Annotated in this window: 20 protein-coding genes; 9 read left to right on the forward strand and 11 right to left on the reverse strand. The window is 66.5% G+C overall.

The features are described from left to right. Positions 1-21: 21 nt before the first annotated feature. The 4 genes from spt to ABIE58_RS00725 are packed head-to-tail and all read right to left on the reverse strand — an operon-like array spanning position 22 to position 4,247. The gene (spt, locus tag ABIE58_RS00710; RefSeq protein ID WP_354542751.1) at positions 22-1,227 is read right to left on the reverse strand and encodes a serine palmitoyltransferase; all 1,206 of its coding nucleotides are present in this window, start codon (positions 1,225-1,227) and stop codon (positions 22-24) included. Next, entirely contained in the window at positions 1,224-1,490 is a 267-nt protein-coding gene (locus ABIE58_RS00715) for an acyl carrier protein (protein ID WP_354542752.1), read from the reverse strand. The genes spt and ABIE58_RS00715 overlap by 4 nt, the downstream gene beginning before the upstream one ends. Beyond that, on the reverse strand, positions 1,480-2,445 hold the full coding sequence (locus ABIE58_RS00720) for an NAD-dependent epimerase/dehydratase family protein (RefSeq protein ID WP_354542753.1): 966 nt from the start codon (positions 2,443-2,445) through the stop codon (positions 1,480-1,482). The genes ABIE58_RS00715 and ABIE58_RS00720 overlap by 11 nt, the downstream gene beginning before the upstream one ends. Next, positions 2,442-4,247, reverse strand: a complete 1,806-nt coding sequence (locus ABIE58_RS00725; protein WP_354542754.1) for a fatty acyl-AMP ligase — start codon at positions 4,245-4,247, stop codon at positions 2,442-2,444. The genes ABIE58_RS00720 and ABIE58_RS00725 overlap by 4 nt, the downstream gene beginning before the upstream one ends. A gap of 822 nt (positions 4,248-5,069) precedes the next feature. Here ABIE58_RS00725 and ABIE58_RS00730 point away from each other — a divergent pair. The 3 genes from ABIE58_RS00730 to ABIE58_RS00740 all read left to right on the forward strand — a co-directional run bounded on the left by ABIE58_RS00730 (position 5,070) and on the right by ABIE58_RS00740 (position 8,059). Further along, positions 5,070-5,723: a protein-L-isoaspartate O-methyltransferase family protein gene (locus tag ABIE58_RS00730; RefSeq protein ID WP_354542755.1), complete on the forward strand. Its 654-nt coding sequence runs from the start codon at positions 5,070-5,072 to the stop codon at positions 5,721-5,723. A 26-nt stretch (positions 5,724-5,749) separates the two neighbouring features. After that, a complete protein-coding gene (locus ABIE58_RS00735; RefSeq protein WP_502950048.1) occupies positions 5,750-7,162 on the forward strand; it encodes a TolC family outer membrane protein in 1,413 nt (470 codons plus the stop codon). A gap of 72 nt (positions 7,163-7,234) precedes the next feature. Then, complete coding sequence (locus ABIE58_RS00740; protein WP_354542757.1) at positions 7,235-8,059, forward strand: hypothetical protein; 825 nt, start codon at positions 7,235-7,237, stop codon at positions 8,057-8,059. Here ABIE58_RS00740 and ABIE58_RS00745 read toward each other — a convergent pair. Together ABIE58_RS00745 and ABIE58_RS00750 are read right to left on the reverse strand one after the other, a co-directional pair. Further along, positions 8,044-9,516 (reverse strand): cobyric acid synthase, encoded by a 1,473-nt coding sequence (locus tag ABIE58_RS00745; protein ID WP_354542758.1) that lies wholly within the window; start codon positions 9,514-9,516, stop codon positions 8,044-8,046. The genes ABIE58_RS00740 and ABIE58_RS00745 overlap by 16 nt on opposite strands. A gap of 79 nt (positions 9,517-9,595) precedes the next feature. Beyond that, positions 9,596-9,916 (reverse strand): DUF6280 family protein, encoded by a 321-nt coding sequence (locus ABIE58_RS00750; protein ID WP_354542759.1) that lies wholly within the window; start codon positions 9,914-9,916, stop codon positions 9,596-9,598. Positions 9,917-10,131: 215 nt separating this feature from the next. Between ABIE58_RS00750 and efp the strand changes: the two genes are divergently transcribed. Further along, positions 10,132-10,695, forward strand: a complete 564-nt coding sequence (gene efp, locus ABIE58_RS00755; RefSeq protein ID WP_354542760.1) for an elongation factor P — start codon at positions 10,132-10,134, stop codon at positions 10,693-10,695. Positions 10,696-10,701: 6 nt separating this feature from the next. Here efp and ygfZ read toward each other — a convergent pair whose 3' ends face one another. Further along, positions 10,702-11,439, reverse strand: a complete 738-nt coding sequence (ygfZ, locus tag ABIE58_RS00760; RefSeq protein WP_354542761.1) for a CAF17-like 4Fe-4S cluster assembly/insertion protein YgfZ — start codon at positions 11,437-11,439, stop codon at positions 10,702-10,704. Positions 11,440-11,504: 65 nt separating this feature from the next. On the opposite strand from ygfZ, the gene ABIE58_RS00765 reads away from it, so the two are divergent. Next, on the forward strand, positions 11,505-12,191 hold the full coding sequence (locus ABIE58_RS00765; RefSeq protein WP_354542762.1) for a TIGR04283 family arsenosugar biosynthesis glycosyltransferase: 687 nt from the start codon (positions 11,505-11,507) through the stop codon (positions 12,189-12,191). A gap of 374 nt (positions 12,192-12,565) precedes the next feature. On the opposite strand, the gene ABIE58_RS00770 is transcribed toward ABIE58_RS00765, so the two are convergent. Beyond that, positions 12,566-13,249 carry a fused DSP-PTPase phosphatase/NAD kinase-like protein gene (locus ABIE58_RS00770; RefSeq protein ID WP_354542763.1) on the reverse strand — a complete coding sequence of 228 codons (684 nt, stop codon included), beginning with the start codon at positions 13,247-13,249 and terminating at the stop codon, positions 12,566-12,568. A 171-nt stretch (positions 13,250-13,420) separates the two neighbouring features. Between ABIE58_RS00770 and ABIE58_RS00775 the strand changes: the two genes are divergently transcribed. Further along, a complete protein-coding gene (locus tag ABIE58_RS00775) occupies positions 13,421-14,632 on the forward strand; it encodes a pyridoxal-phosphate-dependent aminotransferase family protein (protein ID WP_354542764.1) in 1,212 nt (403 codons plus the stop codon). Here ABIE58_RS00775 and ABIE58_RS00780 read toward each other — a convergent pair. Beyond that, on the reverse strand, positions 14,615-15,019 hold the full coding sequence (locus tag ABIE58_RS00780) for a hypothetical protein (protein WP_354542765.1): 405 nt from the start codon (positions 15,017-15,019) through the stop codon (positions 14,615-14,617). The two genes, ABIE58_RS00775 and ABIE58_RS00780, sit on opposite strands and share 18 nt — an antisense overlap. A gap of 9 nt (positions 15,020-15,028) precedes the next feature. Further along, positions 15,029-16,231, reverse strand: coding sequence for a pyridoxal phosphate-dependent aminotransferase (locus tag ABIE58_RS00785; protein WP_354542766.1), 1,203 nt, complete (start codon positions 16,229-16,231; stop codon positions 15,029-15,031). 85 nt (positions 16,232-16,316) lie between these two features. Between ABIE58_RS00785 and ABIE58_RS00790 the strand changes: the two genes are divergently transcribed. The 3 genes from ABIE58_RS00790 (at position 16,317) to ABIE58_RS00800 (ending at position 17,566) form a co-directional block, all read left to right on the forward strand. Next, on the forward strand, positions 16,317-16,718 hold the full coding sequence (locus ABIE58_RS00790) for a helix-turn-helix domain-containing protein (RefSeq protein WP_354542767.1): 402 nt from the start codon (positions 16,317-16,319) through the stop codon (positions 16,716-16,718). Further along, positions 16,711-16,974, forward strand: coding sequence for an FAD assembly factor SdhE (locus ABIE58_RS00795; RefSeq protein WP_354542768.1), 264 nt, complete (start codon positions 16,711-16,713; stop codon positions 16,972-16,974). Before ABIE58_RS00790 ends, ABIE58_RS00795 begins: the two co-directional genes overlap by 8 nt. A gap of 91 nt (positions 16,975-17,065) precedes the next feature. Further along, positions 17,066-17,566 carry a MarR family winged helix-turn-helix transcriptional regulator gene (locus ABIE58_RS00800; protein WP_354542769.1) on the forward strand — a complete coding sequence of 167 codons (501 nt, stop codon included), beginning with the start codon at positions 17,066-17,068 and terminating at the stop codon, positions 17,564-17,566. Between the two features lie 81 nt (positions 17,567-17,647). Here ABIE58_RS00800 and ABIE58_RS00805 read toward each other — a convergent pair whose 3' ends face one another. After that, on the reverse strand, positions 17,648-18,076 hold the full coding sequence (locus tag ABIE58_RS00805) for a VOC family protein (RefSeq protein WP_354542770.1): 429 nt from the start codon (positions 18,074-18,076) through the stop codon (positions 17,648-17,650). Positions 18,077-18,080: the final 4 nt, after the last annotated feature.

Genomic DNA, 18,080 nt, shown 5'->3' on the forward strand with positions numbered 1-18,080 from the left:
GGCGCGCGGCCCGGATACCTGCTATGCGCGCGCGCCCAGTGCCATGCGTGATCCGGCACTTGCCGTCGCAAACGCGGCCAGGATGGTGTCGATCTGCTCGAAGCTGTGCGCGGCGCTCAGGCTGCACCGCAACAGCGCCGCCGAATCGGGCGCGGCGGGCGGCAGGACCAGATTGACATAGACCCCCTCGGCCAGAAGGGCATTCCACAGTTGCGCGCCCTCGTCGCGTGACGGTACGCGCACCGCGATCACCGGGCTGACCGTCGAGGCAAGCTCGAAGCCCAGCCCCTTGAGACCATCGTAGAGCCGGGTGGCATTGGCCCACAGCTTTTCCTTGAGTTCGGGCCGGGTGCGGATCGCGCGCAGCGCGGCATCGGCGGCGGCGATATTGGCCGGGCTCGATGAGGCGGTAAAGATATAGGGGCGGCTGCCATAGCGCAAAAGCTGCATTTCGGGGTGGCGGCTCACGCAGAAGCCACCCAGCGAGGCGAGGCTCTTGCTGAAGGTGCCGGTGATGAAATCGACCCGGTCGAGAATGCCCGCCTCTTCGCACAGGCCAAGGCCCCGGTCGCCGTAAACGCCGAAGGAATGCGCCTCGTCGACCATGAACCACGCGCCGTATTCCTTGGCCACGGCGCACAGATCCGCCAGCGGCGCGGTATCGCCCAACATGCTGTAAAGCCCCTCGGCGATGACCAGCGCGCCCTCGGCCTCGCTGCCCAGACGGCGCAGGCGTTTGCGCAGATCCTCGGGGTCGTTGTGCCGGAATGCCATGAAATCCGCGCCGCTGATGCGGCAGCCGTCATAGATGCAGGCATGGCTGTGGCTGTCGAGTATGACCTTGTCGCCGGGTTTCAGAATGCCCATCAGCAGGCCCAGGTTGGTCTGATACCCGGTCGAGAAGATCATCGCCGACGGCACGCCGTAGAATTCGGCGAAATCGCGCTCCAGCGCGGCGTGCCCGGCAAAGCTGCCATTGGCCATGCGCGACCCGGTGGTGCCGCTGCCCTGCTCGTGCATCGCGGCGCAGGCGGCCTCGATCAGCGCGGGCTCGAAGGTGAGGCCCAGATAGTTGTTGGTGCCGACAAGGATCGTGGTGCGGTTGGCAATCAGCGCCTCGGTGGGCGACAGGAACCTTTCCATCACGATCCGGCTGGGATCGGCATCGACGGTGCCCAGCGAGTCGCGGATGTGCGCCAGTTCGGCAAAGCGGTCTGTAATGCTCATGGCTTCTTCTCAACCAGTTGCTTGATTTGATCGGCGAGGTCCTGAACGGTGTTGACATTGGCCATCATGTTCAACGGAAAGCTCACGTCAAAGGTATCCTCGACCTCCATCAACAGTTCCATCATGTTGACCGAGTCGATGTTGATATCGGCGGCAAGGTCGGTTTGCGCGCTCAACTCGGCGGTCTTGGTGGGAAAGCGCGCAAGATGCGTCAGCAGCGTCTGCATGATCTCGCGGTCGAGGTTTGGGGTGTCATGTGGCATTCGATCTACCTTCTCGGGGTTTGACGGGGGCGGCCCCAAGCAGCGGGCACAGGCCGACATGGAGCGATATTTCCGGCTGCCAGCCAGTGGCGCGGGTGAGTTCGGTATTGTCGCACACCCAATCGGGGTGGCGCAGTTCGTTGACCTTGCCGGGCGTCATCATCGGCAGATACCCGAACAGGCGGGCGGCCAGAAGATTCACCGTTGCAACGGAGCGCAGCATAGCCTCGGGCAGGCGCAGACGCCAGCCGCGACCGCGCCCCGCGACGCTCTCGACGATCGTCGCGATCTCGTCCCAGCCATATCCGGCCTCGTGGCCGTCATGGAGCTCGAAAATGCCCTGCGCGGGGCTGTCGAGAAGGCAGAGCGCCGCGCGGGCGAGATCGTGCACATGCAACAGCGAGGCGCGCGCGCCCGCGACCCCCGGCATCGGCACCACCCCGCGCGACATCAGCCGCAACAGCGGCAGCAATTCCTGGTCGCCGGGGCCGTAAATGGCCGGCGGGCGCAGCACCGCGCAGCCCAGATTGCCGCCGCGCGCCACCTCCTCGGCCAGCCGCGTCTCGCCCGCGCGCTTGCTCGCGGCATAGGGCGACAGCCCCGGCTCGCGCGCAGCGAGCGACGAGATCAGCACCAGCCGGGTCACCGTCCGCGCCGCGCAGGCGGCCCGCGCAACCCGCGCCGCGCCCTCGGCATTGACCGGCAGGAAATCGGCCTCGTCGCGCCCGCGCACCCGCCCTGCGACATGGATCACGCCGCAGGCCCCCGCCATCAGCCGGTCCAGCGCGGCATCGTCGGACAGGCTGCCCTGCACGGTGGCAAGGGCAGGGTGGTTCATTGCAAGCGATTGCCGGTGCACCAGCGCCCGGACGCTCCGCCCGGACGCGAGAAGATGCGCCACGAGCGCCTGCCCGACAAAGCCAGAGGCACCGGTGACGGCAACGGTTGTGCTCATGCGATGTTACGGATCGGCGCCCTGTCGTGCTCTGCCGGTGCGGTCTCGATCGGCGCGGGGCTGGCCGTCGCGCCAGCCGCAAGCCGCCGCGCAAGATAATCGAGCCGCGCCCGCGCCCGCGCCAGCTTGCCCGACGAGGTGCGGGGCAGGGTGCGGGTTGGCACCAGTTCGATGATGCAGTCGATGCCGTATTCCGAGCGCACCAGCGAGGCGATGGTCTTGACCAGGCGCGCGCGCTTGATCTCGTCGCGCTCGCGGCACTGGATCACCAGCACGGCGGTTTCCTGTTGATCCTTTTCCGACGGAACCGAGAAGGCAGCGGCATCGGTGTAATTCACACCGGGCTGCGTCTTGGCGATATATTCCAGATCCTCGGGCCAGATGTTGCGACCATGAATGATGATCATGTCCTTCTTGCGCCCGGTGACGAACAACCGGCCATCGGCGACATAGCCGATATCGCCGGTATTGAGCCAGCCATCCTCGCTCAGCGTCTCGCGCGTCATCGCCTCGTCCTGGAAATAGCGGCTCATCACGCTGGGGCCGCGCAGATGGACGACACCGGCGCGGCGCTCGGGTAGGTCGCGGCCCTCCTCGTCGCGGATCGCGATGTCAAAGCTGGGCAGCAGCGCGCCGCAATCGACATAGCGCGCGACGCGGCGCTTTTGCTTCAGCGCCGCCTCGGGGGAAAGCGGCTCTGCCACGCTGTCATGCTGCATGGTCTCGGCATCGACATAGTCGATCTTGAGCTCTTCATCGAGCCCGGCAAAGCTTATCCCGAGCGAGCATTCGGCCATGCCATAGCAGGGCAGGAAGGCGGTCGACCGGAACCCGGACGGGGCCAGCGCCTCGGCGAAGCGTTGCAGCGGTTCGGGATTGATCATTTCCGCACCCACGCAGGCCACGCGCAGCGCGCTGAGATCCCACTTGGCCGCATCGCTGGGGCGGACCCGCATCGCCGCCAGATCATAGCCGAACGGCGGCCCGGAGGTGATCGTGGTGCGGTTGGCCGACATCATTTCCAGCCACTTTCGCGGGCGCATCGCGAAATCCTGCGTGCCCAGGAAATCCACCGACCGCTGGGTGGCCAGCGGCATGATGATGAAGGCGACAAGGCCCATATCGTGGTAGAACGGCAGCCACGAGCCGAAACGGTCCTCGGGCGTCATTTTCAGCCCATGCTCGGCCATGTCGCTGATATTGGCCAGCACGGTGGCCTGGTCGATCACGACGCCACGCGGAAACCGGGTGCTGCCCGAAGTATACTGAATATAGGCGACGCTGTCGGGCGCGACCGTGGGCAGGTCTTGCGACGAGGGCTTGAGCGCGTCGAAATCGTCGGGCGTGCCGACAAAGGTCAGATCGGCATCGGCGGTGGCTTCTTCGAGAAAGCTCATCCATTCGGTGGGGGCCATCGCCACCGAGGCCTTGCAACTGTCGATCAGCCCGCGAAGCTGCGCGACATAGCCCGCATGGCCACCGATATGCATCGTGGCCGGCAGCGGCACGGGCACCAGCCCGGCATATTGGCAGGCACAAAAGAAGCGCACGAAATGCGGCGAGGTTTCCGCGACCAGCGCAACGCGCGTGCCCGGCTCCAGCCCCAGCCCCACGAGGCGGCGCGCAAGCGCGATCGCGTCCTCGCGAAGCTCGGCATAGGTCGAGCTGGCATAGATCTCGCCACGGGCGTTGTAGAAATTGACGCCGGTATTCCCTTGCGCGGCATAGTCGAGTGCCTGGTTCAGAGTCCTGAAATCTGCCCGCCGCAAAGCGAGGGCGTGCGAACTGCCTGTCGCCTGCATCTCAATTATCCTTGTTTCGTCTCCGATTGGTTTCGGAGGTCACATCACTGTTTCGCATGTATCGCATCTGCGGTTCTACTGGCACAAGCGGAGGTTTCAGGTCAAGACTGTGGCACTAGGGGTAGGGGTGCCCCCCGTGGCCCCGTCTGGGCCAAAACAGGCGCGCCCGGAACCCGAAAACCGCCTGGCCGGCGCCCCTCGACAGGGTGCCCGCGCGGGGGGCAGGGGCCGGGCTTTGCGGTGCAGTCTTTGAGACCGGTCCATGCCGTGCCGGTGCCGTGCCCGCTTTGTGCCGCGCGGCGGCGCCATCGCGGCTGAAACAGCGCCCCGTCCCGTCGCTGCAGGCAGGGCTGGAGTTCGAGAATTTTGTTAATAATTACATTGATTTAATTAAAGAAACCGCAAGCAGGGCGAGCACAGACCCAAGTCGTGCCCCGCCCCGCAAGCCCGGCGGCGTATCCGGCTCTGCCGCGAGCCTGCGACGGCGCTGCCCGCTGGCGGGGCAAGTGCCGTCGCGTGCCGCCGTGCGCGTGTGCCGCTCTGCCCTGAGCTGCGCGGGGCGCGCGCGCCTGTCGCACCGCCGGTTCGCGGCGTAGAAACGCATCGGCAATATCTTGCAGTTCTTATAACAAAAGGTTTCATAGTCGTAACATATCAGGTTTCATGAGCCCGGTGCCCATGGCGCACCGCCCCCCGCATCCGTGGTGGCGGCGCGCGGGCAACTGCGGTGTTTTGACCGAAGGGGGGGCCTGGGCGATTGCCGCCGCGCGGCAGATGTGTCAGAACCCGTCTCATGGCTTCACAGAAACGAGACCTCAGCCGATGACCGATTTTGCCGCGCGCCGCACCATCATGGTGGATACGCAGGTCCGCCCCTCGGACGTGACCAAATTCCCGATTATCGACGCCATGCTGCGCGTCCCGCGCGAGGGCTTCGTGCCGACGCGGCTGCGCGAGGTGGCCTATCTTGGCGAAAATCTCGATCTTGGTGGCGGGCGGGTGCTGCTGGCACCGCGCACGCTGGCCAAGATGCTGGATGCGCTCGATATCGGTGGCGGCGATCTGGTGCTCGATATCGGTCCGGCGCATGGCTATTCGGCGGCTGTGATCGCGCATCTTGCAGAGGCCGTGATCGGGGTCGAGGATGACGCCGCGCTGGTCGAGGAGGCGCAGCGCGCGCTGGGCGAGGCAGGGGCCGACAACGTGGTGATGATCGAGGCCGCGCTGGCTGAGGGCGCGCGCGATCATGGCCCCTACGACGTGATCGTGATCGAAGGCGGTGTGGGCGATCTGCCCGACGGGGTCGCCGGTCAGCTCAAGGAAGGCGGGCGCATCGCCTGCCTCTTTGGCGAGGGCGCGCTGGGCGTGGTGCGCATCGGCTACAAGATCGACGGGCGCATCAACTGGCGCGACGCGTTCCATGCCGCGGCACCGGTCCTGCCGGGATTCGAGCGGCAGACGGTCTTCGCGCTGTGAGTGATCGGGTTGGGAGCGCAGGCGGGATGATGACGGGATGGCTCTTGCGGCGGGTCTGCGCGATGGTCCTCGGCGTGGCGGGGGTGCTGGCGCAGCCCGGCCCTGCGCACGCCGAGACGCTGGCGGATGCGCTCACCTCTGCCTATGTCAACAGCGGGTTGCTGGATCAGAATCGGGCGCTGTTGCGCGCCGCTGACGAGGATGTGGCACAGGCGGTGGCCAACCTGCGCCCGATCATCGACTGGACGGCGGGTCTGCGGCACGACTTTTCCAGCACGCGCCTGACCGGCAGCACGCGCGATTCCACCGCGACGAGCGGCGATCTGGGGATCGTCGGCTCGCTCCTGCTCTATGATTTCGGGCGCAGCGATGCCCTGACCGAGGCAGCAAAGGAAACTGTTCTCGCCACGCGCGAGACGCTGCGCAGCGTCGAGCAGTTGGTGCTGCTGACCGCCGTGCGCGCCTATATGAACGTGATCCGCAACCGCGAATTCGTGTCGCTGCGGCAAAACAACCTGCGGCTTCTGCAAGAGGAATTGCGCGCGGCCAATGACCGTTTCGAGGTCGGCGAGGTGACGCGCACCGACGTGGCGCAGGCCGAGGCGGCGGTGGCGCTGGCGAAAAGCGGGCTGGCGGTGGCCCAGGGCGATTTTGACCGCGCGGTCGAGGAATTCCGCGAGGCGGTGGGCCGCGCGCCGGGTGATCTGCGCGCGCCGGATGATCTCACGGGCATTGGCGGTGACGTGGCGGCGGCCAAGGCGGCGGCGATGCAACGCCATCCTGATATCCTTGAGGCGCAGCGCAGCGTGACCGTGGCCGAGCTTAACATGCGTGCCGCCGAGGCGGCAAAGCGGCCGACGCTCAACCTGACCGGGCGGCTCAACAGCAGCGACGATCTCGCAGGATCGGATTTCACCCGCTCGGGCAGCGTCGGGCTGGAGCTGCGCGGGCCGATCTACCAGGGCGGGCGGCTGACATCGCTGGAGCGTCAGGCGCGGGCGCTGCGCGATCAGCGGCTGGCACAGCTTCACCTCGCAGGGCTTCAGGTCCGGCAGGATGTGGGCGATGCCTTTGCCAATCTGCGGGCCGCGCGGGCCGGGCGCGTGGCCAATATCGAGGCGGTGCGCGCCGCGCGCGTGGCCTTCGAGGGCACGCGCGAGGAGGCCAAGCTGGGGGCGCGCACCACGCTTGATGTGCTCGACGCCGAACAGGATCTGCTCGATGCCGAGGCCAACCTGATCTCGGCCAATGCCGATGTGGTGATCGCGGCCTATTCGGTGCTGGCCTCGCTGGGCGACCTGACGGCGCGCGCCCTCAATCTCGGGGTGCAGACCTATGACCCGGCGGCCTATTACGATCTGGTCAAGACGGCACCGGTGGCGATCAGCCCGCAGGGCCAAAAGCTCGACCGGGTGCTGCGCGCGTTGGGAAAAAAGTGAAAACTGTTCCAAAAGGTTGTGCAAAAATACCTGGGCGGGTAAACTCACCCGAAGGCAAGAGTGGTATCAGGCATGTCGAACCCGGTCGCAAATGTGGATATCGAGGACGTTTTGTCGTCGATTCGTCGGCTTGTCTCCAATAATCCCGAGGCTGAGGATGCTATGTCGCGTCCCGCAGAGGGGGCCGACCGGCTTGTTCTGACGCCATCGCAGCGTGTCGATGACACGCGCGACGAAGAGCAGGGCACGCGCGCCGCCGCGCCCCCGGATCGTGACGCGTCAAAGGCGGAGGCCACCGCGTCATGGGCTGAGGATATCGCGCCGCCCCTGTCCGACACTGACGCCGACACCGACACTGATGGCGCGGATTTCGCGACGGAAGAGGCCGAACCCGAGTCGATTTTTCCACAAGACGAGTCGGAACCCGAGTCGATTTTTCCGCAGGATGAGGATGACGGCGCAGAGGCGGGGGCCGAGGGCACGCCCGACCCGGCGCTTGACGGGATCGCCGCGATGTTTGCCCGCCACGACGCCGCCGCACCAACCGCGTGGGAGCCCGATGGCGACGACGAGGATGCCTTTGCCGAGGGGGCCGAGGCCCCGGCGCTCGATTGGCGCGATGTCGATGATACAGGCGAGGATGCCGAGCCGGACCGCGCCTCAGAGCGTGCTGAAACGGTCGAGCGTGACTGGGGCACAGAGGCCCCCGGCGATGCGGAAAACGCCTTTGCGCTCGACGACGAGGCCGTGCTCGACGAAGAGGCCCTGCGCGACCTTGTGGCCGAGATCGTGCGCGAGGAACTCATGGGCACGCTGGGCGAGCGCATCACCCGCAACGTGCGCAAACTGGTGCGGCGCGAGATTCACCGCGCGCTCAACTCTCAGGATTTCGACTGATCCGGCGCGGTTTCGGCGGCAAGCGACAGCAGGCGGTCCACATCCATGAAGCTCTCGATATGGCGGGCCAGCGCGTCAAGCGTGCTGTCCATGGTCGTCTCGTAGAGTACATCCGACACAACGCCCAGCTCGCACAGAAAGGCCGCGCGAAAGGTATCCTCGGCGAACAGCCCGTGCAGATAGGTGCCCTGCACGCGCCCATCCTCTGACGCGGCCCCCTCGCGGCGGCCTGCCACCTCCATCCAGCCGCGTGCGCAATCGGGGCCTGTGGTCTCGCCAAGGTGGATCTCGTAGCCCGCGACCGCCGCGCCCGATGCGAGGTGCCGTGCCTGCGTGAGGCCCAGCCGCTTGCGCGGGCGCAGCACGGTCTCCACGTCGAGATGGCCAAGGCCTGCGACGCTGCCGGGCGGGCCTTCGATCCCGCCGGGGTCACTGATGCGGCGGCCCAGCATCTGGTAGCCGCCGCAGACGCCCAGCACGCGGCCCCGGCGGCGGATATGGGCGGCAAGGTCGATATCCCAGCCGTTGCGGCGGAACGTCTCCAGATCGGCGATGGTGGATTTGCTGCCCGCCAGCAGGATCAGGTCGGCCTCGGCGGGCAGGGGGCGGCCCGGCGCGATGATCTCGACGCTGACGCCCGGCTCGTTGCCGAGCGGCGTGAGGTCGTCGAAATTGGCAATCGCCCCGAGATGCGGCACCACCACGCGCAGCCCGCCCGCGCGCCGGACCGAGGTGAGATCCTGCACATCCTCGGGCGGCAGGCGCCAGGCGTGCTCGAACCAGGGCACCACGCCCAGCGAGGGCCAGCCGGTGCGCGCCTCGATGGTGCGCTCGCCCTCGGTGAAAAGGCTCAGATCGCCCCGGAACTTGTTGACCGCAAAGCCCCGGATCATCGCCGCGTCGTCCGGCGCGATCACCGCCTGCGTCCCGACGATCTGCGCGATCACGCCGCCCCGGTCGATATCGCCCACAAGGATCACCGGCACGCCCGCCGCGCGAGCAAAGCCCATATTGGCGATGTCGCCCGCGCGCAGGTTGATCTCGGCGGGGCTGCCCGCGCCCTCGACGATCACCAGGTCGGCGGTGTGGCCGAGGCGCGCGAAACTTTCCAGAACCGCACCCAGAAGACGGGGCTTTTCCCGCGTATAGTCCCACGCGCCGAGGCGGCCCACGGGATGGCCCTGCACGATCACCTGCGCGCCATGCGTGCCTTCGGGCTTGAGCAGGACGGGGTTCATGTCGGTATGCGGGATACGCCCCGCCGCGCGCGCCTGAAGCGCCTGCGCGCGCCCGATCTCGCCGCCATCGCCGGTGACGGCGGCGTTGTTCGACATGTTCTGCGGCTTGAACGGGGCGACGCTGATGCCGCGGTGCAGGCAGGCGCGCGCCAGCCCCGCCACAAGAAGCGATTTGCCCACGTTCGAGCCGGTGCCCTGGATCATGATCGCGCGGGTCATGCCGCCATCCCGGATCGTTAAAAGAAAAAGGCCCCGCCGCAGGCGACGGGGCCGAAAAGACAGGGGGTCAAGGCGCGGTTCAGGCGGCTTCGGCCTGGGCTGCGGCGTGGCGACGCTCGCTTTCCTCGCGCGACAGCGCAACCGAGGTGCGCACGCCCTTGGAGACGAACTCCATCAGCCCTGACACGACGCGCTCGTTCGGGTCAATACCCGCGCAGGAAAGCACCTCGCGCCCATCGCGCGAGCGCGCCCAGCGGGCGATTTGCTCGGGTCCGTTGCCGTATTTCTTGTCATCGGCGATGGCATCATCGAGCGCGGCCAGAACCACGGCCGCAAAAAGTTTACGCGCACGGTTGCCTTGTTCGGCATTGAACGCCGTGCCGTCAACGAAATCCTTCATAGTTGGTCCTGTTCTTATTGCTCTTGCGTTTCGGGCGTGCAGGCGGTTATGACGCCTTTTGATCGATTCGGATAGAGCCTAGATGCATAGCATCTATGCAAAATTCGCATTGCTTACGCTCCAACGACACGAAATCTGGTTGGCTTGCCCCCGTGCACCACACGAGATATAGGGGCGACCATCGCCATATCAACCTTTTGCCACGGTTTGGACCCATGCCCAAGATCAACGGAAACGAAATTCGCCCCGGCAATGTGCTGGAACATAATGGCGGCCTCTGGGCCGCTGTGAAGGTCGATCACGTCAAGCCCGGCAAGGGCGGTGCCTTTGCCCAGGTCGAGATGAAGAACCTGCGCAACGGCTCCAAGCTCAACGAGCGGTTCCGCAGCGCCGACAAGGTCGAGCGCGTGCGCCTTGAACAAAAGGACCAGCAATTCCTCTACGAGGAAAACGGCAAGCTGGTGTTCATGGATACCGAGACCTATGAGCAGATCGAACTGCCCGCCGACCTTCTGGGCGAGCGGCGTCCTTTTCTTCAGGATGGGATGACCATCACGGTGGAATTCCACGAGAGCGAGGCGCTGCATGCGTCGCTGCCGCAAAAGGTGGTGTGCCGCATCGTCGAGACCGAACCGGTGGTCAAGGGCCAGACGGCGGCCAACAGCTTCAAGCCCGCGATCCTTGACAATGGCGTCAAGGTCATGGTGCCGCCCTTCGTGGGCCAGGACGAGCAGATCGTCGTCAACACCGAGACGATGGAATATTCCGAGCGCGCCTGAGCGCGCTCAGCAGCCCAGCGGATCGACCCGCGCCGCGCCCGCGCTCATGCCCGGCCCGGCGCGGTCGTGGCGCAGATAAGCGATGCCGCGCCCGCCGGATTGCGTGTAAAGCGTGCCCGCACTCTTGCCGCCCTCGGTGGTGATCGCCGCCCCCACCGGGGCCTCGCCATGCACCGCGACCAGCGCGAGGCCCTTTTTCAGCTCGGTCTTGTGCTTCATCCGCGCGGTGACCTCCTGGCCGACATAACAGCCCTTGCGAAAATCGACGCCACCCAGCCGCTCGAACCCGGCCTCGAGGATGAAGGTCTCGGGCGTCAACTCGATCCCCGTCTCGGGGATGCAATGGGCCACGCGGATACGCTCGAAATCGGTGCCGTCATCGCCCGCCTCCGCGCCATAAAGCCGCCAGCCCAGATCGGGGTGGCGCGGATCGGGCAGGGCGCCTTGGGGGGCGGGGCCGGTGCCACGGCGCAGGGCCATGTCGGTCTCGGCGATCTGCACATCGGCGCGCAGCTTGTAGAGCGAGAGCCGCTGCAACAGCATCGGCGCAAGCCCTGCATCCACATCGAGCAGGATCGCGCCCGCATGGCGCAGCAGGAAGAAATCGGCCAGATACTTGCCCTGCGGTGTCAGCAGCGCGGCATAGACCAGCCCCTGATCGAGCCGCTTGAGGTCGTTTGTCACCAGCCCTTGCAGAAAGCTCTCAGACTCGCTGCCGGTGATTTTCAGAATGCGCCGTGCCATGCCCGTTCCCTTGCCTGTTACGGGGTAATATAGGAGTTCGGGCGGGGCACGAAAGGGGGGCTGCGATGCGGGCCGAGCTATCGGTGGTGATTCCGACGCTGGAGGCCGGGGAGGCGCTGCCCGCCTGTCTGGCCGCGCTGGTCGAGGGGCTGCATGCGGGGCTGATCCGCGAGGTGATCGTGAGCGATGGCGGATCGGGCGACGCCACCGCCCGGATCGCCGAGGCGGCGGGGGCGGTGCTTGTCACCGGTGCGCCCTCGCGCGGGGGGCAGTTGCGGCGCGGGGCTGTGGTGGCGGGCGGCGGGTGGCTCTTGTTCCTGCACGCCGACACGGTGCTGCCCGAGGGCTGGGCCGGGGCCGTGCGCGCGCAGATGGCGCGGGGCGGGGCGGCGGCGTTCCGGCTGTCGTTCGACGCGCGCGGGCCGGCGCCGTGGCTGGTGGCGGGCTGGGCCAACCTGCGCACGAGGGTTTTCGGGCTGCCCTATGGCGATCAAGCGCTTCTGGTGTCGCGGGCGGATTACGAGCGGGCGGGCGGCTACCGCGATATCCCGCTGATGGAGGATGTGGCGCTGGCGCGCGCGCTCGCGCGTCGCGTGGGGCGGATCACGCTCTTGCCGCTGGCGGTGCGGACCTCTGCGGCGCGGTTCCAACGCGACGGCTGGCTGCGGCGGGGGGCGCGCAACCTGTGGCTTTTGGCGCGCTATCTGTGCGGGGCCGAGCCGGCGCGGCTGGCGGCTCGGTATCGGCGGTAGCGGCGGGGGGGCGGCGGGGCAGGTGCCTATCGGGTGGCCGACACCTGATACAAGGTGCACGATGCTGCACGGGGGACGTTTCTGGTGTGTGCTGCCATTCGCCCCCTGTCCCCGCGCGGAATCGAGGCGCGCTTGCGCGCCGCCGCGCGAGCGCCCGACCGCCCGGACGGGCGGGCGCTTTTGCAACGTCTAAACCACAATAATCGTTCAAGTATTTTGCGCCATAAAGTGCGCCCCACACCCGTTGCAGCGCCCACCCGCAGTCGGGCACTCGCGCGGATCTGCACATTACCGCGGATCCGCTCCACGCCCTTCACGGCGCCTGCGATGCCCCTCTGCGCCATTGTCCCGAGCCGATCGGTCCGCCCTGACCGCTAGAACAATGGCTGATACGCCGCGTCATACGCCCCCTGGATCTCGGCGTGGTCGTATTCCGTCGCGATCCACTCCTCAAAGCCGATGCCGGTCTCGGTCGCGCGTGCGCCGTATCGGGCAAGGATGAAATCGAGCACGCCGGTGCGCGACCATTTCAGGTGGATATATTTCACCCCCAGCATCTTTTGCGCCTTAGCCAAGGGGCGGCCCTCTATCACCATGAGATAGATCGCCGAGGCAAAGCCCGCCCTGTCGGCCCCGGATTTGCAATGCATCACGAAGGGGCGCTCGATCTCGCGAAAGGCGGCGATCAGCGCCTCTATATTGGCGCGCGGGGCCGCGTCGCGGGCCTGGAGCGTGCAATCGACGAGGGTCAGGCCAAGGCGGCGGCAGCTTTCGGCCTCGGCGAGGTAATGCGCCGCCCCGGCCGCGCCGCGCAGGTTGAGGATGGTGCGCACCCCCATCGCCTTGAGCCGGACCAGCCGGGCATGGGTGGGCTGGTTCGAGCGCCACACGCCGGGGGCCAGCTCGAACTGGTTGGTCCAGACCATGCGCAGGATCGCGTGATCGAACCACAGGTTGTAGATCTGCGCGCGGCGGCGGTTTTCGGGGGTGGACAGATCGGTGTTGTAAGAGGCGCGCAGCCTGCGCTCCCAACCCGATATACGTTTGACAAGGCCCATCCGCGCGGCGCTCTCCGGTCTCCGGGGCCGCCTGCGGCCCGCCGCCCCCGATTAGGCGAGCGCGCCGCCGATGACAAGCCGGTGACAGGCCGGAGACACGCCGCGCGGAGGAGGCGTTGACGCCGCCGGACAGGGGCGTAATGTCGCCCGCATAATCAACGGGAGTCCTCCATGAGCCTTGCCAACGGTCGCGCCTATCTCGCCATTCCCGGCCCCTCGGTCATGCCCGAGGAGGTGCTGCGCGCGATGCACCGCGCCTCGCCCAATATCTACGAGGGCGCGCTGATCGAGATGACGGCGGGCCTCATCCCCGATCTGCGCGCGGTGGCGCGCACCAAGGGCCGCGTGGCGATCTATATCGCCAACGGGCATGGCGCCTGGGAGGCGGCGCTGGCCAATACCGTGGCACCGGGAGAGCGGGTGCTGGTGCCCGCCACGGGCCGCTTTGGCCACGGATGGGCCGAGGTGGCGCAGCTTCAGGGGATTGCGCCCGAGATCATTGATTTCGGCAAGCGTTCGGCGGTGGATCTTGACCGGGTGGAGGCAGCCCTGCGCGCCGATACCGCCCATGAGATCCGCGCCGTGCTCGCCACCCATGTCGATACCTCGACATCCGTTCTGAACGATATCAAGGGATTGCGCGACGTTCTTGATGCGGTGGGTCATCCGGCGCTGTTGATGGCCGATTGCATCGCCTCGCTGGCCTGCGACCGGTTCGAGATGGATGCCTGGGGCGTCGATGTGATGGTGGCGGCAAGCCAGAAGGGGCTGATGGTGCCGCCCGGCCTTGGTTTCGTGTTCTTTTCCGACAAGGCGGCGGCGGCGCGCGCGCGGCTGGAACGGGTGAGCCGCTACTGGGACTGGACCGGGCGCGCCGACCCGGAAATGTTCTACCAGTATTTCGGCGGCACCGCGCCCACGCATCACCTTTACGGGCTGCGCGCGGCGCTTGACCTGATTGCCGCCGAGGGGATCGAGGCGATCTGGCACCGCCACGAGGTGCTGGCGCGCGCGATCTGGGCCGCCTGCGAGACCTGGGGCAGCACCGGCCCGCTGGAAATGAACATCGCCGACCGTGCCTTGCGCAGCCACGCCGTCACCGCGCTCAGGATCGGCGCGCCGCATGGCTCCGCCTTGCGGGCCTGGGTGCAGGAGACTACCGGCGTCACCCTCGGCATCGGGCTGGGCATGGCAGAGCCGGGCGACCCGGCCTGGCACGGGTTTTTCCGCATCGGCCATATGGGGCACGTCAACGCGCATATGATCCTTGGCGCGCTCGGCGCGATCGAGGCCGGGCTGGTGGCGCTCGATATCCCGCATGGCGCGGGCGGGCTGGCGGCGGCGGCGGCAGAGGTCGCGCGCGGCTCAACCGTCGCGGGTTAGCCGATCTGCCTTCTTGCGCACCAGAACGGTGCGCAGGTCGTGCATGGCCATCAAAAGCGCGTCGGTGACCTGGTCAAGCTGTTCATCGGTCGCGCGCGATTGCGCCCAATGGGCGGTGGTGTTGAGGTAATCGACCGCGCGCAGGATGTCGTCGATATCGCGATGCGCAAGCACCGCCTGCCGCTCTTCCATCCATGCGGTGATCGCGGCAAGGTCGGCCTCGGTCAGCTCGCGGTCGCCATGCGGCTTGATCTCGGCCTTGCGGATATTGACCACGGCGATCTGGTCCATGTCGATGCGGCGCTGGCGGTTCTCGGTATCGACGCGAAACACGAAGGCCCCGTTGTCGCGCACCCTGAAGAAATATTCCGGCAGATCGCCCGACATGCGCCCCCCTTACCTCAGCCCGGCGCAGAACGCCGCGATCCTCTGGCACGCCTTTGCGAGCGCCTCATCCGAGGTGGCATAGCTCACCCGGAAATTCGGCGACAGACCAAAAGCCGCGCCGAACACCACGGCCACGCCCTGCTCGTCGAGAAGGGCGGTGGCGAAATCCTCATCCGTCTCGATCCGCGCGCCGCCCGCGCTTGTCTTGCCGATCAGCCCGGTGATGGAGGGATACACATAGAACGCCCCGTCCGGCACCGGGCAGGTGATGCCGGGGATCGCGTTCAGCATCGTGACGACCAGATCGCGGCGGCGTTTGAACACGGCGTTGTTCTCGGCGATGAAATCATGCGGACCATTGAGCGCCTCGACCGCCGCCCATTGGCTTATGGTGCAGGGGTTGGAGGTGCTCTGGCTCTGGATCTTGCGCATCGCGGCAATGAGCCGCTCCGGCCCCGCCGCATAGCCGATCCGCCAGCCGGTCATGCAATAGGCCTTGGAGACGCCGTTGCAGGTGAGCGTGCGCGGATACAGCCCCGGCTCGACCTCGGCGGGGGTGCAGAATTTGAAATCGTCATAGGCGAGATGCTCATACATGTCGTCACTCATCACCCAGACATGGGGATGGCGCATCAGCACATCGGTCAGCGCCTTCAATTCATCCCAGCTATAGCCCGCGCCGGTGGGGTTGCTGGGCGAGTTGAAGATGAACCACCGCGTGCGGGGCGTGATCGCCGCCTCAAGCGTCTCGGGCGTCAGCTTGAACCCGGTCTCGATCCCGGCCTCGACGATCACCGGCTCGCCGCCCGCCAAGAGCACCATATCGGGGTAACTCACCCAATAGGGCGCGGGGATCAGCACCTCGTCGCCGGGGTTGAGCGTGGCCATCAGCGCGTTGTAGAGGATCTGCTTGCCGCCCGAGGCGACGCTGACTTGGCCTGGCACGTAGTCCAACCCGTTGTCGCGGCGGAATTTCTCGCAGATCGCGGCCTTCAACTCGGGGATGCCATCGACGGCGGTGTATTTCGTGCGCCCCTCTTCGATCGCTCGGATGCCCGCCGCGCTGATATGCGGCGGGGTCGGGAAATCCGGCTCGCCCGCGCCAAGGCCGATCACGTCGCGCCCCTCTGCGCGCAACTCCTGCGCACGGGTCGTGACCGCGATGGTCGGCGAGGGTTTTACGCGCGATAATGTCGCGGACAGGTCGGACATGGACGCCTCCGGTTTGAACTCACCTCGCAAATCTCTTAGGCTGTGCGCGACGACCGTTCAAGAACGATCACCGGAAAGGAAGATCATGACCACCGAGCAAGACGAAAGCTGGTTTGACCCCGACGCGACCACCTTTGGCGACCGTGTCGCCGGCGCGCGCGAGCGTGCGGGCATGAGCCAGAGCGAGATGGCCAAGCGGCTTGGCGTCAAGCTCAAGACGCTCAAGGGCTGGGAGGACGACCTCTCGGAGCCGCGCGCCAACAAGCTGTCGATGATGGCGGGGCTTTTGAACGTGTCGCTGCTGTGGCTGCTGTCGGGCGAGGGCGAGGGGCCGGATTCGCCCACGACAGGCGCGCTTGAGCCCGATATCAACGGGCTCTTGACCGAGATACGCGATATCCGCACGCAGATCGCCTATTCCACCGACCGCCTTGGGCGGTTGGAAAAGACGCTGCGCGCGCGCCTGATGGAACAAGCCGGTGAGTGAGCCGCGCGAGCATCGCTTGCGGCGTCTGACCATGCGCGCGAACCGGCGTGGAATCAAGGAGATGGACATCATCCTTGGCCGCTATGCCGGGGCGCAGCTTGCCATGATGGACGCGGGCGCGCTCGATCTTTTCGACGCGCTCTTGTCCGAGAACGATCACGATCTCTATCAATGGGTGACCGGGCAGGGCACGCCGCCCGACCGCTTCGCGCCGATGGTGGCCGAGATCGCGCAGATCGCCTGCAACGCGAAATAGCGCGGATTTTAGACGTCTGCCGCGAGATTTAACCTATTATTGGCGGTTTTGCTGGAATGTCCCTCGCGAATGGTTCGCGAGGGAGACGTCTATGAGCTTTCACAGCCCCCTTGGCACCGGGTCCGCGCCGGGTGCCTTCATCGCCGGGTATCTCGATGCGCTGTCGCTGGTCGAGCGGCTGCACCGGTTGCTGCTCGATGTCATCAAGGACGAGTTCGAGCGCGTCGGTATTCTTGAAATCAACGCGGTGCAGGCGCTCTTACTCTTTAATATCGGCGATCACGAGGTGACGGCGGGAGAGCTCAAATCGCGCGGCTATTACCAGGGCAGCAATGTCAGCTATAACCTGAAAAAACTGGTCGAGACCGGTTACATGCACCACCAGCGCTGCGAGGCCGACCGGCGCGCCGTCCGCGTGCGCCTCACCGAGAAGGGGCGCGGCATCCGCGACGTGGTGGCGATGCTGTTCGAGCGCCACGCCGAGGGCCTGCAAAAGCGCGGGGTGCTGGGCGAGGACGGGCTCGACCAGGTGACCACCGCGCTGCGGCGCGTGGAACGGTATTGGACCGATCAGATCCGCTATATCTATTGAGGCGCGGGCGGGAGATCCTCGGGTCGGGCCCGAGGATGACGGGGCACCGGATGCGCCCGTGCAGGCGATCGCCGCCGCGCCCTACCAGTGGCCGATATTCTCCATGCTGGTCCAGGGCTCTGCGGGGGGCAGCGCGTCGCCCTCCTGCAACAGCTCGACCGAGACATTGTCGGGGCTGCGCACAAAGGCCATGCGGCCATCGCGCGGCGGGCGGTTGATGGTCACGCCATTATCCATAAGGTACTGGCACATCTCGTAAATATTGCCGACAGAATAGGCCAGATGGCCAAAATGGCGGCTGTCCGAGGGCAGGCCCTCGTCGCCATCCCAGTTATATGTCAGCTCCACCGGGCAGTCCTCCTGCCCCTCGGGGGCCATGAAAATAAGGCTGAAGCGCCCGCCCTCGTTATCCAAGCGGCGGGTCTCGCGCAGGCCCAGAAGCGAGAAGAAGCGCATCGTGGCGTCGAGGTCTTTCACCCGGATCATCGTGTGCAGGTAGCGGATTTTCATTGGC

This window comes from Roseovarius sp. MBR-78, from assembly GCF_040547535.1.
Taxonomy (GTDB): Bacteria; Pseudomonadota; Alphaproteobacteria; order Rhodobacterales; family Rhodobacteraceae; genus Roseovarius.